At 70.0% G+C, this 12924-nt stretch carries 14 protein-coding genes; 7 read left to right on the top strand and 7 right to left on the bottom strand.

The genetic code is table 11. The features are described from left to right. Nucleotides 1-26 precede the first annotated feature (26 nt). The gene (locus tag AB0F77_RS13775; protein WP_361946561.1) at nt 27-617 is read left to right on the top strand and encodes a TetR family transcriptional regulator; all 591 of its coding nucleotides are present in this window, start codon (nt 27-29) and stop codon (nt 615-617) included. 43 nt (nt 618-660) lie between these two features. Here AB0F77_RS13775 and AB0F77_RS13770 read toward each other — a convergent pair whose 3' ends face one another. Together AB0F77_RS13770 and AB0F77_RS13765 are read right to left on the bottom strand one after the other, a co-directional pair. Then, entirely contained in the window at nt 661-1488 is an 828-nt protein-coding gene (locus AB0F77_RS13770) for a helix-turn-helix transcriptional regulator (RefSeq protein WP_361946558.1), read from the bottom strand. A 291-nt stretch (nt 1489-1779) separates the two neighbouring features. After that, nucleotides 1780-2289: an ATP-binding protein gene (locus tag AB0F77_RS13765; protein WP_361946555.1), complete on the bottom strand. Its 510-nt coding sequence runs from the start codon at nt 2287-2289 to the stop codon at nt 1780-1782. 426 nt (nt 2290-2715) lie between these two features. Here AB0F77_RS13765 and AB0F77_RS13760 point away from each other — a divergent pair, with 426 nt between their 5' ends. From AB0F77_RS13760 to AB0F77_RS13745, 4 genes are all read left to right on the top strand, one after another. Then, entirely contained in the window at nt 2716-3609 is an 894-nt protein-coding gene (locus tag AB0F77_RS13760; RefSeq protein ID WP_361946552.1) for a helix-turn-helix transcriptional regulator, read from the top strand. Beyond that, entirely contained in the window at nt 3606-3821 is a 216-nt protein-coding gene (locus AB0F77_RS13755; protein WP_361946549.1) for a DUF397 domain-containing protein, read from the top strand. The genes AB0F77_RS13760 and AB0F77_RS13755 overlap by 4 nt, the downstream gene beginning before the upstream one ends. Nucleotides 3822-4224: 403 nt before the next feature. After that, complete coding sequence (locus AB0F77_RS13750) at nt 4225-4482, top strand: hypothetical protein (RefSeq protein WP_361946546.1); 258 nt, start codon at nt 4225-4227, stop codon at nt 4480-4482. Nucleotides 4483-4520: 38 nt separating this feature from the next. Next, on the top strand, nt 4521-5294 hold the full coding sequence (locus tag AB0F77_RS13745; protein ID WP_361946543.1) for a hypothetical protein: 774 nt from the start codon (nt 4521-4523) through the stop codon (nt 5292-5294). 17 nt (nt 5295-5311) lie between these two features. On the opposite strand, the gene AB0F77_RS13740 is transcribed toward AB0F77_RS13745, so the two are convergent. The 4 genes from AB0F77_RS13740 to AB0F77_RS13725 form a co-directional block, all read right to left on the bottom strand. Then, nucleotides 5312-5845 (bottom strand): NUDIX hydrolase, encoded by a 534-nt coding sequence (locus AB0F77_RS13740; RefSeq protein ID WP_361946540.1) that lies wholly within the window; start codon nt 5843-5845, stop codon nt 5312-5314. A 138-nt stretch (nt 5846-5983) separates the two neighbouring features. Continuing rightward, a complete protein-coding gene (locus tag AB0F77_RS13735) occupies nt 5984-7126 on the bottom strand; it encodes a serine hydrolase domain-containing protein (RefSeq protein WP_361946537.1) in 1143 nt (380 codons plus the stop codon). A gap of 58 nt (nt 7127-7184) precedes the next feature. Then, nucleotides 7185-7403: a hypothetical protein gene (locus AB0F77_RS13730; RefSeq protein WP_361946534.1), complete on the bottom strand. Its 219-nt coding sequence runs from the start codon at nt 7401-7403 to the stop codon at nt 7185-7187. Nucleotides 7404-7549: 146 nt separating this feature from the next. Then, nucleotides 7550-8980: an MFS transporter gene (locus AB0F77_RS13725; protein WP_361946531.1), complete on the bottom strand. Its 1431-nt coding sequence runs from the start codon at nt 8978-8980 to the stop codon at nt 7550-7552. Between the two features lie 101 nt (nt 8981-9081). Between AB0F77_RS13725 and AB0F77_RS13720 the strand changes: the two genes are divergently transcribed. After that, complete coding sequence (locus AB0F77_RS13720) at nt 9082-10011, top strand: helix-turn-helix transcriptional regulator (protein WP_361946528.1); 930 nt, start codon at nt 9082-9084, stop codon at nt 10009-10011. On the opposite strand, the gene AB0F77_RS13715 is transcribed toward AB0F77_RS13720, so the two are convergent. Continuing rightward, complete coding sequence (locus AB0F77_RS13715) at nt 9960-11405, bottom strand: MFS transporter (protein ID WP_361946525.1); 1446 nt, start codon at nt 11403-11405, stop codon at nt 9960-9962. The two genes, AB0F77_RS13720 and AB0F77_RS13715, sit on opposite strands and share 52 nt — an antisense overlap. A 119-nt stretch (nt 11406-11524) precedes the next feature. On the opposite strand from AB0F77_RS13715, the gene dusB reads away from it, so the two are divergent. Further along, nucleotides 11525-12667, top strand: a complete 1143-nt coding sequence (gene dusB / locus AB0F77_RS13710) for a tRNA dihydrouridine synthase DusB (protein ID WP_361946522.1) — start codon at nt 11525-11527, stop codon at nt 12665-12667. Nucleotides 12668-12924: the final 257 nt, after the last annotated feature.

The following is a 12924-nucleotide window of genomic DNA, read 5'->3' as shown; positions in this document are numbered from 1 at the left end:
GCCCGGCGCCGGGTACGGTCGGGGGCATGGGAGCGTCCACCGAAGCCCTGACCGCCGAGCGCATCCTCGAAGCGACCGAGGAGGTGCTGCGCCGCCACGGGCCGGCCAAGGCGACCGTGGTCGACGTGGCCCGCGCGCTCGGCGTCAGCCACGGCAGCGTCTACCGCCACTTCCGCACCAAGGCGGCCCTGCGCGAGGCGGTGACCAAACGCTGGCTGGACCGCACCTCGGACATGCTGTCCGAGGTCGCGGCCGGCGAACCGGACCCCGAGACGCGGCTGCGGGTCTGGCTGCGGGCGCTGTTCGAGGCCAAGCGCCGCAAGGCGGGTGACGACCCGGAGCTGTTCGCCACCTATCTGGTGCTGGCCGGGGAGAACGTGGACGCGGTCGCCGGGCACATCGCCGAACTGACCGCCCAGCTCACCCGGATCGTGGCGGCGGGCATCACCGAGGGCGTCTTCGCCCCCGGCGACCCGGCGTCCACCGGCCGCACGCTCTTCCACCTCTCCGGCCGCTACCACGACCCCTGCTACGCACGGGAGTGGGAACGCCCGGATGCGGACCGGGACTTCGAGGCGGCGGTGGACCTGCTCGTACGGGGCCTGCGGGCGCGCTAGCCGATCCGGCTCGGCATCCTCACTGCCCTGACCGCCGCGGGGCTCATGTCACTTGCTCTCCGTAGCGGTCCTCCGCCGTCCGCCGCATCAGCTCCGCCGAGTCCTTGACGGACAGTGCGGCGGCCCGTAGGTGGTCGTATCGGAGTGAGCAGGTCTCGACCGTCTCCGGTTCCGCCGTGGGACGGCTCTTGCCGTATCCCCCGGTGCAGGTGACAGCGGGGTCGGTCGCGAATCGGTAGACGGTGAAGGGGCCGGTGAGCCCCGGGTGTGCTCCGGCCGAGAAGGGCAGTACCTGGATGTTGACCCGGACCTGAGACTCGTAGGAGGCCAGGTGGGTGAGTTGTCCGCGCATGGTCTCGGGGTCTCCGATTTCCTGGTGCAGGGCGGCCTCGCCGAGGACCATCCAGAGGACCGGTGGTTTCTCCTGGTCGAGGATGCGCTGCCGGGCCAGTCGCGCGGCGGTTCCGTCCCCCGGGTGGGCCTGGTTGAACGCGACGAGTACCGCCGTGCTGTAGGCCCGGGTCTGCAACAGCTCGTGGACCATGCCCGGCTGGAAGGTGCAGATCTCGCTCGCCCGTGCTTCCAGCTGTGCGGTGTCCTGGAACCAGCGGGGGAGTTGACTTCTCATGACCAGGTCCACGAGCCGGGACAGTAGTCCGCCCGTCTCCAGGGCGGTGTCGGCCCGTGCGCTGAACTCCGCCGTGGGCAGCTTGCGGGCGGTCTCGATCTGGCCGACGAGTGATCCCGTGTAGGCGATGACGTCACCGAGTTGCTGCTGCGTCAGACCGGCCGCTTCCCGGAGCCGCCGGAGCTCGGACCCGTAGAAGTCGAGCGGCGAAGCACCCGGGTCGAGCATGTTGATGTTGGTCACGGGAGTCTTCTTCTTCACTCTCGGTAGGGCCACTGTCGGTAGGACCACGGTCGGCGGGGTCTTGGCTTTCACGGCACGGCCGACGGGAGGGGGCACCCGGCGGGGCGAAGACGTATGCACTCACGACGGTGTCTGGGACGGTGCTGCGTGTGAACCGGTGTCGGACGCCATGGGGAAAATGGCTGGTCGGTGTCCCAGGCAGGGGGCGTGCCTGCCTGATGGTCGGGACCTGGCTTCAGCTGGCCACCAGGCAGGGGCGCTGAGTGTCGACTACGCCGCGTCCGATCCGGATCACGGGGCAGGCTGCGACCGCGCTCTCGTCTCCTCTGTGCGAGACGAGATGGTGCACCACGTCGTCGTGTTGTCGCGGCTTACGCCCCAATCGCCTCCGCGATCCCTCGTGATCGCGTCGACGATGAGCAGGCCACGACCACCCTCAGCATCCGTATCAGGAGCCTGTAGGCGTGGGACTGCTTTCGATCCGTCACGCACGTTGAGCATCACGCTGTCACGCGAGCTGATGACACGGATCTCGACATCGCCCACCGACCCGTGCTCGACGGCGTTGGTGACAAGTTCGGTCAGCAGCAGCTCGGCGTCCTCGATGAGGTGGTCGTGAACACCACAGGCCCGGAGCCAGGTACCAAGACAGTGCCGAGACGAAGCCACGCGTCTTGCGTCCTTGGGATGGACCGGTCCGCGCGCAGCGCACCCGCTGACTGCGAACAGCAGAGTCAAGCGGTCCGGCAGGTCAAGGGCCTGGCCTGCATCGAAGTTGAGGGCCGGCGTCGCAAGGGTCATCGCGGATCGCCGCCCCAGCCGGAGGACTTGGCATGAGATGTGGAGGGCATCGCCCGAGAACCTTCTCCCGTATCGTCGCAAGGCAGCTGCGGCCGGCACCAGGTTGTCGAGGAAGACTCCAGCGAGCCGCATGCTCGGGGGCGCGTGGCTCCGTCGTCGGAACCGCGCGTTTCTCTTGCGCTCCGTATCCCGAACGTGACTCCTGGCACGACGCGCACAACTAGAGTGCTGCACACCCCGATTAACATTCAAGGTAACGCTCCAACGGGCGTGAAATGGCAATTGCCGGTTAACCGACAGCGGGTGTTGCATGGAGGGCAGGGCAGGTCAGACTCCGGACAGCGAGCACGGTCCGACGGACTGACAAGCCCCGTCGCCGGACAGACATCCCCTGTCGGCCGACAGGGGAAGCGAGGAGACGGACAGGTGGCCGCACGACGAGGTTCGACCTACATGCGCGTTGCTCTGGGCAAGGAGCTGCGTGCACTGCGCGAGCAGAAGAAGAGGACAGCGGAGGCGGACGGCAGCGATCCGTCCACATGGACCGCCGAAGCTGTTTCAACCCGGCTTGAGTTCTCCCGGTCGAAACTCAGCCGGGTGGAAGCGGGCGAGATTCCCCTCCCCAAGCTGGCAGATCTGGAAGCCCTTCTCGACGAATACGGTGTCACCGACATCGAAGAGCTCCACGATCTCAAGCGCATGCAACTGGACTCGTTGAAGGTCGATCCAGTCACGTCGTACCGGGCCTTCCTGCCTTCCGGTATGCCTCGTTACCTGGGGCTGGAGCGAGATTCGATCCGCATTCGGGGCTATGAGAACAACGCCGTTCACGGACTTCTACAGGCAGACGTCTACGCAGCCGCTCAGATGAACTCGGCCAGAGTCGTCGAGGAGCGGACCTCGGAGGCCGTGCAACAGAGCATTGAAGCGCGCATGCAGCGTAAGGCGCTTCTGGTCGAAGGCCGTGAGGTCCACATCATCCTGACGGAGAACACCCTGCGTACCTGCGTCGGAGGTGCCGAGGTGATGCGTGCACAGTACGCGGAGATCGTCCGTCTCTGCGGTCTGGACAACGTAGACGTCCAGATCATCCCCGAAAAGTTGCCGATCTACCGAGCCGGTTGGAACTTCACGGTTCTGGAGTTCGAGGAACTGGATGCCGTTGTGCAGTCCGACGGCTACCGATCCACCACCATGTTCTCCAAACCGGCCGACGTCGGGCTGCTCACCAGGCAGTTCGACGCGATGGCAAAAGCGGCTCCCGGACCGTCCGAGACACCGCACCTACTCAAGGACCTCGAAGAGGAACTCTGGAAATGACACATTCGGGTATAACCAGTCGCTCCACCGACCTGGCTCCGGAGGGCGCATGGTTCAAGTCGTCGTACAGCAGTCAGGACGGCGGTAACTGCGTCGAGATCGCGGCCCTGCCTCAGGGCGTCGGTGTGCGCGACTCGAAGGACACGAGAGGGCCGGCTCTCCTCGTCTCGGGCTCCGCGTTCACCGCTTTCATCCGAAACATCCCCGTCTGACAAACTCTGTACAAGTGAACGGTGCCCTCCTCTGGGTCGTAGAGGAGGGCACCGCGCTTCGGGGGAGCCACGCTCAAGATCTGTGGATCGAACTCGGGGAGTACGCGAAGGGTGTACTTTCCCGGGTGATCGGCCGATGGTCATCGAGCAGACCGGTGTTCGCAGCGCCGGTCTGGGAGGCGCGCTGGTGCTCAGCGTAGTGAACGATGACGGCACTCCCGCAACCCATCGAGAACTCAAGGCGTTTGAGCGTCGGGTACGACTGAAGACCGCTTGCAGGCGCTCGCCGCACGCTGTGGACTGCCCGTGGGAAGACTCTGTACGTGATCGCCTGCGCCGCCCGCCCGGCGTCTCACCGTCCCCACCGGCCACCCCCTCCGGCACTCCTGCAAGCTTCCCTCGGATGACCTCGAACACCCTCAACGAGTGGGCCGCCGGTATCAGTGACACGCTTGCGCTCGGCCTGGTCACCGAAGGCATCGGCAAGGGGCTGCCCATCGTCGCCCTCCCGCACTGGAACGAGGCCCAGAACCGGCACCCGGCGGCCCGGCGCAGCGTCGCCGAACTGCGCGAAGCAGGAGTGACCGCACCCTGCGGTCGTTGCAGACGTCCATCGAGGACTACTGGCGCCGGGACGATCAGCACGGCGGAGAGGCTCTGAGGCCGGCGGTCATCGGACAACTCCGCTACGTCACAAGCGTGTTGGCCGACAGCGCGGACCCCGGCTTCCGGCGCAGTCTGCAGGGCATCGCTGCTGAACTCGCGCGGCTGGCCGGCTGGACGTTCTTCGACGCCCGTCAATACAGCACCGCGCGAACGTACTTCACGCAGTCCTTGCGGCTGGCCCGCGCCATCGACGACAGTGCCTTCGCCGCCAACGTCCTCGCCTGCCTGAGCTTGCAGGCCACCTACCAGGACCGGGCGGAGGAGGCCGTCACCCTGGCGCGGACCGCGCAGGACGTCGCGCGCCACGACGGTGGTACGCCCCGGCTGATGGCGATGCTCTCCATGCGCGAGGCGTTCGGCCACGCCAGCGCGCACGACCGCTCCGCGACCTATGCCGCCATCGGCGAAGCGCAGCGGCACTTCGAGCAGGTGGGCCCGGCGGACGACCCGCCATGGGTGCGCTACTTCGACCGGACCAAGCTCACCGTGGACATCGGTATCGCGCTCGGTCAGCTCGGGGATGCGGGAGCGGCCGAGCCCCTGATCGCCGAGGCGTTGCACAGCGAACCGGAGACGAACCTGCGGGGCCGGGCCTTCCACTCCTTCTGGCTGGCCAGGACGCAGCTCCAACGCGGCAACGTCGAAGCGGCCTGCAAGACGGCCGACGACGCCCTGAACCTGTCGATGACCGTGGACTCGCCCCGTGTTGCGGCGCACTTGCAGGAGTTCCGCCGCCTGCTCACGCCGTTTCGCTCGTCCCGGCCGGTGACGGAACTGGACGCGCGGCTGGCCGAAGCGGCGGGCTGAACCACGGGCTCAACCGCCTACAGGCCGGCCTCGTCCAGTAGCAGGTACAAAACGCCGACGAGGGTACCGCTGCTGACGATCTCTCGGCGGTCGATCATGCTCCGCAGGTCGGACAACGGGACCCACTCGATGCGATCGGACTCGTTCAGCTCGGTCGGCGGCCCGGCGTACCCGGCCGCGTCCGCGCGGAAGACGAAGTGCTCGGAGTCGGTGATGCCGTTGGCCGGCTGGGCATAGATCAGCGGCGTCATCTCGCCGGTACGCCAGCCGGTCTCCTCCAGCACCTCTCGGGCGGCTGCTTCGGCCGGAATCTCTCCGGGCTCGATCAGCCCCATGGGCAGCTCCCACGCCCAGGAGTCGGTGATGAAGCGGTGCCTCCACATCATCAGTACCTGCTTCTCGCTGTTCACCACGGCCGCTACCGCCAGATGCCGCAGCTTGAGCACATGATGCTCCCACCGGTGCCCGTCTGGCTGCTCGACGTCCACCAGCCACACGTTCACCCAGGGGTTCTCGTAGATCGGACGTTCCCCGTGGACCTTCCATTGCATCGCCGCGGCCCCTCTCGCTGGAGCTCAGCATCCCAGACGTGGGGGCGGGGAGTGGGTCACTGAACGCATTTAGCGTCAATGTGACGATATTCGGGCGGTGGTCATCGGTGGAGCGCCGCGCAGCTAGGGCGTGACGGGTCAGGTCGTCGTCCGCCAGAAGTCGCGCATCAGGGGGGTCGGTGTCGGGCCGGTCATGGCGACCTGGGTCAGCAGGATCGCCACCGTGCCGGTGTGCGGGACCAGATGGGCGCTGGTGCCCGTGCCGCCCACCCAGCCGTAGCGGCCGGGCACGTTCCAGGGGTCGGCCGGGGTGACGTCGACCTGGCCGCCGTACCCCCAGCCCTGGCCCTCCAGGAACAGGGTGCTCTCCTCCCGCTGGGCCGCGGTGAGGTGGTTGGTGGTCATCCGGCTGACCGAGGTCGGCGACAGGACCCGGCGGCCGCCCGTCTCGCCGCCGCCGAGCAGCATCCGGGCGAAGGCCAGCCAGTCGTCGGCCGTGGACACCAGACCGCCGCCGCCCGAGGGGAACGCGGGCAGGGTGTTCCACCGGCCGTCCGGGGTGTCGGCGAGTTCCAGGGCGCCGTCCGGGCCGGGACGGTAGGACCAGGTGAACCGGTCGCGCTTCGCCTTCGGCACCTCGAAACCCGTGTCCGCCATGCCCAGCGGCTCGAAGATCCGCTCCGCCAGGAACTCCGGGAACGTACGCCCCGAGGCGCGGGCTACCAGCACGCCCTGGAGGTCCGAGCACGTCTGGTACAGCCACGTCTCGCCCGGCGGGCGCAGCATCGGCACCCGGGCCAGGGCGGCCAGCCAGGTGTCCGGGTCCGGGGTGGCCTCCGGCTCCCGGCCGTCCTTCTGCACCTCGAACAGGGCCTGTACGGCGGGGAGCGAGAAGTCCGCAGGGAAGCCCCAGCCCGCCCGGGAGCTGAGCAGGTCCTCGACGGTGACCGGCCGGGGCGCCGGGACCACGTCGTCCACCGGGCCCGCCGGATCGCGCACGACGACCGGCTCCGCCAGTTCGGGCAGCCACCGCGCCACCGGGTCGGCCGGCCCGAGCAGCCCGTCGTCCACCAGGGCCAGCACCGCCGCCGCGGTGATCGGCTTGGTGATCGAGGCGATCCGGAACAGACAGTCCCGGGCCATCGGCGCGCTGCCCGCCGTGTCCATGGCGCCGGCGGTTACCACCTCGACGTGGTCGCCGCGGGCCACCAGGCCCACGGCGCCGGGCACCGTGCCGTCGTCGACGTACCGCCGCAGGGTCGTGCGGAGCGAACTGGTCATGGCGGGCCTTCCGGGTCGGGGACGTCCTCACCGTGATGACCGTCCCGGCGGCCGCGACTCATCGCGACGTCGGGGCGTCCGGGGGATCCACCGTCGCCCGGTGCGCCTCGGCGAGGTGCTCCTCGGCCTTCAGCCAGGGCAGGAACTGCGCCCCCTTGTGCCAGCCGCACGTGTCGCAGCTGATCGTGCGCTGCGCTCCCGTCCGCTCCACCCGGACCACGTGCTCCCGCCCCTGTCCGTCCCGGCGGCTCACCTTGCTCGAGTCGATCTGCGGCATGACGCCTCCCGCGTCCGGGGCCGGTCGGCCCCGGTCCCTCGACAGAATCCGTTGTGACACTCTTGCCTCGAACTCCCAGGAGTGTGCAGCAAGAACAACATCAACAGGGGTTCCGGCACGGTGAGTTCACCAAGCCGTGCCCCGGCTCAGGCCACCGTGCGCGGCAGCCGCAGGCTGAGCAGACCGGTCAGGACGATCCCGGCCAGCTGCACCAGCAGCGTGATCACCAGCGCGTCCCCCATCCCGTGCGAGGAGGACAGCGACAGGAACAGGGTGCCCAGCGTGGCCACGCCCAGCGCGAGCGCCGACTGCTGTGTGGTGACCATCACGCCGCTGCCGACCCCGGCGCGGGCGGCCGGCACCTCGGACAGCACCAGCCGCAGCACCACCGGCAGCTGGAGCGCCTGCCCGGCACCGGCGACCGCGACGCCCGGCAGCAGTTCGGTGAAGCCCAGGTGCGGCCAGTCCCGCCAGGCGGCCAGCGCGATCAGCGCCACGCCCACGCCCTGGAGCACCGAGCCCGCGGTCACCACACGGGTGCCGTACCGGCCGACGAGCCGCGGCCCGGCCAGGGAGACCAGGAAGAACGCGACCGCCATCGGTGCCAGCGCCAGACCGGCCTGGACGGGGCCGAGGTGCGCGCCCTGCTGGAGGGCCACCGCGATCACGAACATGAACCCGCTGAAGCCGATGGAGAACGGCACGATCAGCACCAGGCCCCGGCGCAGCGAGGCCAGCTCCAGCAGGCTCGGCGGCACCAGCGGCGTACGGCCCGCGCGGTCCTCGCGGCGCTCCACCGCGTAGAACCCCCAGGCCGCGAAGGGGAACGCGGCCAGCGACAGCCACGTCCACAGCGGCCAGCCCGCCGCCCGGCCCTCGGTGAGCGGGGCGAGCAGGGTCAGCAGCGAGACCGCGAGCAGGACCGTGCCGGCGCCGTCGACCGGCTCGGGGTGGTGGGAGCGGGTCTCGGGGACGGTCCGCACGGCCAGCACCAGGCCGATGACCACGACCGGTACGTTGACGAGGAAGACCGAGCGCCATCCGGTGCCCGCGATGTCGGCTGCGACCAGGACGCCGCCGAGGATCTGGCCCGCCACCATCGACAGGCCGGCGGTCGCGCCGTACAGGCTCATGGCGCGGGCGCGGCGGGCGCCCTTGGTGGACGCCTGGATGGTGGCGAGGACCTGCGGCAGCATCGCGGCGGCCGCGGCGCCCTGGGCGACGCGGGCCCCGACCAGGCTCCAGGCGTCGGGCGCGAGCCCGCAGGCCAGCGAGGTCAGGCCGAAGGCGGCCATGCCGCCGATGAACAGCCGGCGGCGGCCGAAGAGGTCGCCGAGGCGCCCGCCGAGGACGAGCAGCACCGCGTACGCCAGCCCGTAGCCGGCGACGACCAGTTCGAGGACGGCCTCGCTCGCGTCGAGGTCCCTGCCCATCGTGGGGAGGGCGACGTTGACGATGAAGAAGTCGACCAGGGGGAGGGCCGCGGCCAGCAGTACGGTGAAGAGCCCGGGGCCGCTGAGCGCCGGTGGCGCGGCGGCCGGGGACCGGACGGTCGGGGTGGTGACGGTTTCGGTCATGATCCCGAGCCTGCGGTAGCGCCAAGGCTGGTACCAGAGTGTCCTTATCCTGGTACCAGGACTACCTGGCAACAGGATCAACCGGACGGCAGTCTGGAGGAATGACGAGCATGGCACAGGGGACGGCCGCCCCGGCGGCCCGGGGTTCGGAGATCCGGCGGCACGAGCTGGCCGCCTTCCTGCGCAGCCGCCGCGAGCGGATCACCCCCGAGGAGGTCGGCCTGCCGCGCGGCCCGCGCCGGCGCACCCCCGGCCTGCGCCGCGAGGAGGTCGCGCACCTCTCCGCGGTCGGCGTGACCTGGTACACGTGGCTGGAGCAGGCCCGGGACATCCAGGTCTCCGTGCAGGTCCTCGACGCGCTGGCCCGCACGCTGATGCTGGACGGCAGCGAGCGCGCCCACCTCTTCCAGCTCGCCGGGACGGCCGACCCGACGCCCGCCGCGAGCTGCCCGAGCGTCACCCCGGCGCTGGCGGAGATGCTGCGCCGCCTGGAACCGCTGCCGGCCTGCGTGCAGAACAGCAAGTACGACATCCTCGCCTACAACCGCACCTACGGCCGGCTCATGGGGAACCTGGACGAGGTGCCGCCCGAGGACCGCAACTGCATCCTCCTCGTGTACACCCACCCCGACTGGCGCCGGGCGATCGTCCACCACGACGAGACGATGCGGCTGATGGCCGCCAAGCTGCGCGCCTCGATGGCCGGCAACCTCGGCGACCCCGCCTGGAAGATGCTGGTGAAGCGGCTGACGGCGCAGTCGCCCGAGTTCCGCGCGAACTGGGAGCGCTACGAGGTCGTGGGCATGCGCACCAAGACCAAGCAGTTCCTCAACCCGCTGGTCGGCCTGGTCACGCTGGACCACACCGACCTGTGGCTCAACCCGGAGTCCGGGGCGCGGATGGTGACGTACGTCCCGAAGGACGACGAGACCCGGAAGCGGATCGAGGAACTGTACGCGGCCGTCCTCGCCGAGGAGGTTCAGGCGGTGGCGCCCGCCGCCTCCCTCACCTCGGGGGACTCCAGCCGCTGAGCGGTGAGTTCGGCGGTGCGGCGGGCCCAGCGCCCGCTGGTGAGCACCCCGAGCACCAGCACGGCGAGGCCGCACGCGGTCAGGATCCACCAGCCCGGCCGGGCCGCCGACACGAAGGCGTCCCGGTACGGCGAGGAGCCGATGCCGGAAGCGAGGACCGCCCCGATCACCGCGACGCCCAGCGTCTGCCCGAGCTGCCGGCTGGTGGAGGCGACGGCGGCGGCCACCCCGGCCTGGGTGCGGGGCATGCCGGAGACGGCGGTGTTGGTGATGGGCGCGTTCACGAAGCCGAAGCCGATGCCGAACACGGCGTACGCGGCGAACAGCGTGGTGTTCGAGGTCTCCGCCTCGAACAGGGCGAACAGCAGCCCGCTCGCGGTCATGGCGAGGCCCGCGATCAGCAGCGGCACCCGCGGTCCCCGGGTGCCGACCAGCCGTCCGGACAGCGGCGCGCACAGGAAGCAGGGCACGGCCATCGGCAGCATCCACAGGCCGGCGTGCAGGGCGTCGAGGCCGCGGACGTTCTGGAGGTAGAGCGTCGACAGGAACAGGAAGCCGCCGAGCGCGGCGAACGCGCTGATCGCGATGACGGTGGCGCCGCTGAACGGTGCCGACCGGAAGAAGCGCAGGTCGATGAGGGGTTCGGGGCGCCGGGGCTCGTAGCGCAGCAGACCCAGCAGGGCGAGGAGGGCGACGACCGCGAAGGGCACGACCGTGCTGGGTCCGGAGTCCGGGGCCTCGATGATCGCATACGTCAGCGAGCCGAACAGCGCGATCACCAGGACCTGGCCGACCGGGTCGGGGCGGCGGGCCCTGGGGGCGCGGGACTCGGGGACGCAGCGCAGGGTGAGCAGCAGCGCGGCCAGGCCCACCGGCAGGTTGACCCAGAAGATCGAGCGCCAGCCGACCGACTCCACCAGCAGCCCGCCGACCAGCGGGCCCGCGGCCATCGATATGCCGACGACCGCGCCCCACGCGCCGATGGCACGGGCGCGCTCGCGGGGGTCGGTGAAGGTGTTGGTGATGATCGACATGGCGACCGGGTTGAGCATCGAGCCACCGACCGCCTGGATCATGCGGAACACGACCAGGGACTCCAGGTTCGGCGCGAGGGAGCACAGCAGCGAGCCGAGGGTGAAGACCACCAGACCGGCCATGAAGACCCGCTTGCGGCCGATGCGGTCGGCGGTGGAGCCCGAGAGCATCAGCAGCGAGGCCAGCACCAGCGTGTAGGCGTCGATCGTCCACTGGAGGCCCGAGGTGGTCGCGTGCAGTTCCCGCTGCATCGACGGCAGGGCGACGTTGAGGACGGTGTTGTCGAGACTGACGATCAGCAGACTCATGCAGCAGATCGCGAGGACGAGCAGACGTCGGCGGTGGCTGAGCTCGGGCATGGGCCCCATCGTACGCGCAATTCAATAGTGCGGCTAACTAATGACTCCTGCACGGTCGTGGTCGTGGGGTTGTCCACAGGGCCGGACGGGCACGGGCACGCGTGCGCGACAATGGGGGAATGTCCAAGCCCGCCACGCCCCTCCGGGTCGGCCCGCACACGGTCCGGCCGCCCGTCGTCCTCGCCCCCATGGCCGGGATCACCAACGCGCCCTTCCGCACGCTGTGCAGGGAGTTCAGCGGCGGCAAGGGCCTGTTCGTGAGCGAGATGATCACGACCCGGGCGCTGGTCGAGCGCAACGAGAAGACCATGCAGCTGATCCACTTCGACGCGTCCGAGAAACCGCGCTCGATCCAGCTGTACGGCGTCGACCCGGCGACCGTAGGCAAGGCCGTCCGCATGATCGCCGAGGAGGGCCTCGCCGACCACATCGACCTCAACTTCGGCTGCCCGGTCCCCAAGGTGACGCGCAAGGGCGGCGGTTCGGCCCTGCCCTACAAGCGCAACCTGCTGCGCGCGATCCTGCGCGAGGCCGTCGCGGGCGCCGGGGACCTGCCGGTCACCATGAAGATGCGCAAGGGCATCGACGACGACCACATCACCTATCTCGACGCCGGGCGCATCGCCGTCGAGGAGGGCGTGAGCGCCATCGCGCTGCACGGCCGCACGGCCGCCCAGCACTACGGCGGCACGGCGGACTGGGAGGCCATCGCCCGGCTCAAGGAGCACGTGCCGGAGATCCCCGTGCTCGGCAACGGCGACATCTGGTCGGCCGAGGACGCGCTGCGGATGGTGCGGGAGACGGGCTGCGACGGGGTGGTCGTGGGCCGCGGCTGCCTGGGCCGGCCGTGGCTGTTCGCGGACCTCGTGGCCGCGTTCGAGGGGCGGGAGCAGGACATCGCGCGGCCCGCGCTCAAGGAGGTCGCCGAGGTCATGGTCCGGCACGCGACGCTGCTCGGGGAGTGGATCGGCGACGAGACGCGCGGCGTGATCGACTTCCGCAAACACGTCGCCTGGTACCTGAAGGGCTTCTCGGTCGGCTCCGAGATGCGCAAGCGGCTCGCGGTCACCTCGTCGCTCGCCGAGCTGCGGGCCGGTCTCGACGAACTGGACCTCGACCAGCCGTGGCCGACCGGCGCGGACGGGCCCCGCGGGCGCACGTCCGGCAACAACCGGGTGGTCCTGCCGGACGGCTGGCTGAAGGACCCCTACGACTGCGCGGGAGTGGGCGAGGATGCCGAACTGGACACCTCCGGCGGCTAGTGCCCCGACAGGCGACGTTCGCCCCGTCGCGACGCCCGGCACGCACTCTCGCCGCACCGGGCACACACCCAAGTACACCCAGTACGAGGGCCTGCGCCCGGCACACCGAGAGCACGCACCGGACGCCGCTCCTCGACGGGCAAACGTCGCCTGCCGGGGCACTAGGGTCCGTCTTCAAACGGATCTTGCCCAGAGCAGGAACGAGGCGAGGGTGACCGCAGCTTCGTAGGAAGTGGCGGTCTTCTCGTATCTGGTGG

Source organism: Streptomyces sp. NPDC026672, from assembly GCF_040638185.1.
In the GTDB taxonomy this organism is placed as follows: Bacteria; Actinomycetota; Actinomycetes; order Streptomycetales; family Streptomycetaceae; genus Streptomyces.
Note: the sequence above shows the minus strand (reverse complement) of the source record. Positions and strands in the feature narration are given on the sequence as shown.

Excerpts from the sequence above, each read along its gene's own strand:
- AB0F77_RS13775 (WP_361946561.1), top strand. The coding sequence starts at position 27 with ATGGGAGCGTCCACCGAAGCCCTGACCGCCGAGCGCATCCTCGAAGCG.
- AB0F77_RS13765 (WP_361946555.1), bottom strand. The coding sequence starts at position 2,289 with ATGACCCTTGCGACGCCGGCCCTCAACTTCGATGCAGGCCAGGCCCTT.
- AB0F77_RS13755 (WP_361946549.1), top strand. The coding sequence starts at position 3,606 with ATGACACATTCGGGTATAACCAGTCGCTCCACCGACCTGGCTCCGGAG.
- AB0F77_RS13750 (WP_361946546.1), top strand. The coding sequence starts at position 4,225 with ATGACCTCGAACACCCTCAACGAGTGGGCCGCCGGTATCAGTGACACG.
- AB0F77_RS13740 (WP_361946540.1), bottom strand. The coding sequence starts at position 5,845 with ATGCAATGGAAGGTCCACGGGGAACGTCCGATCTACGAGAACCCCTGG.
- AB0F77_RS13735 (WP_361946537.1), bottom strand. The coding sequence starts at position 7,126 with ATGACCAGTTCGCTCCGCACGACCCTGCGGCGGTACGTCGACGACGGC.
- AB0F77_RS13730 (WP_361946534.1), bottom strand. The coding sequence starts at position 7,403 with ATGCCGCAGATCGACTCGAGCAAGGTGAGCCGCCGGGACGGACAGGGG.
- AB0F77_RS13725 (WP_361946531.1), bottom strand. The coding sequence starts at position 8,980 with ATGACCGAAACCGTCACCACCCCGACCGTCCGGTCCCCGGCCGCCGCG.
- AB0F77_RS13720 (WP_361946528.1), top strand. The coding sequence starts at position 9,082 with ATGACGAGCATGGCACAGGGGACGGCCGCCCCGGCGGCCCGGGGTTCG.
- AB0F77_RS13715 (WP_361946525.1), bottom strand. The coding sequence starts at position 11,405 with ATGCCCGAGCTCAGCCACCGCCGACGTCTGCTCGTCCTCGCGATCTGC.
- dusB (WP_361946522.1), top strand. The coding sequence starts at position 11,525 with ATGTCCAAGCCCGCCACGCCCCTCCGGGTCGGCCCGCACACGGTCCGG.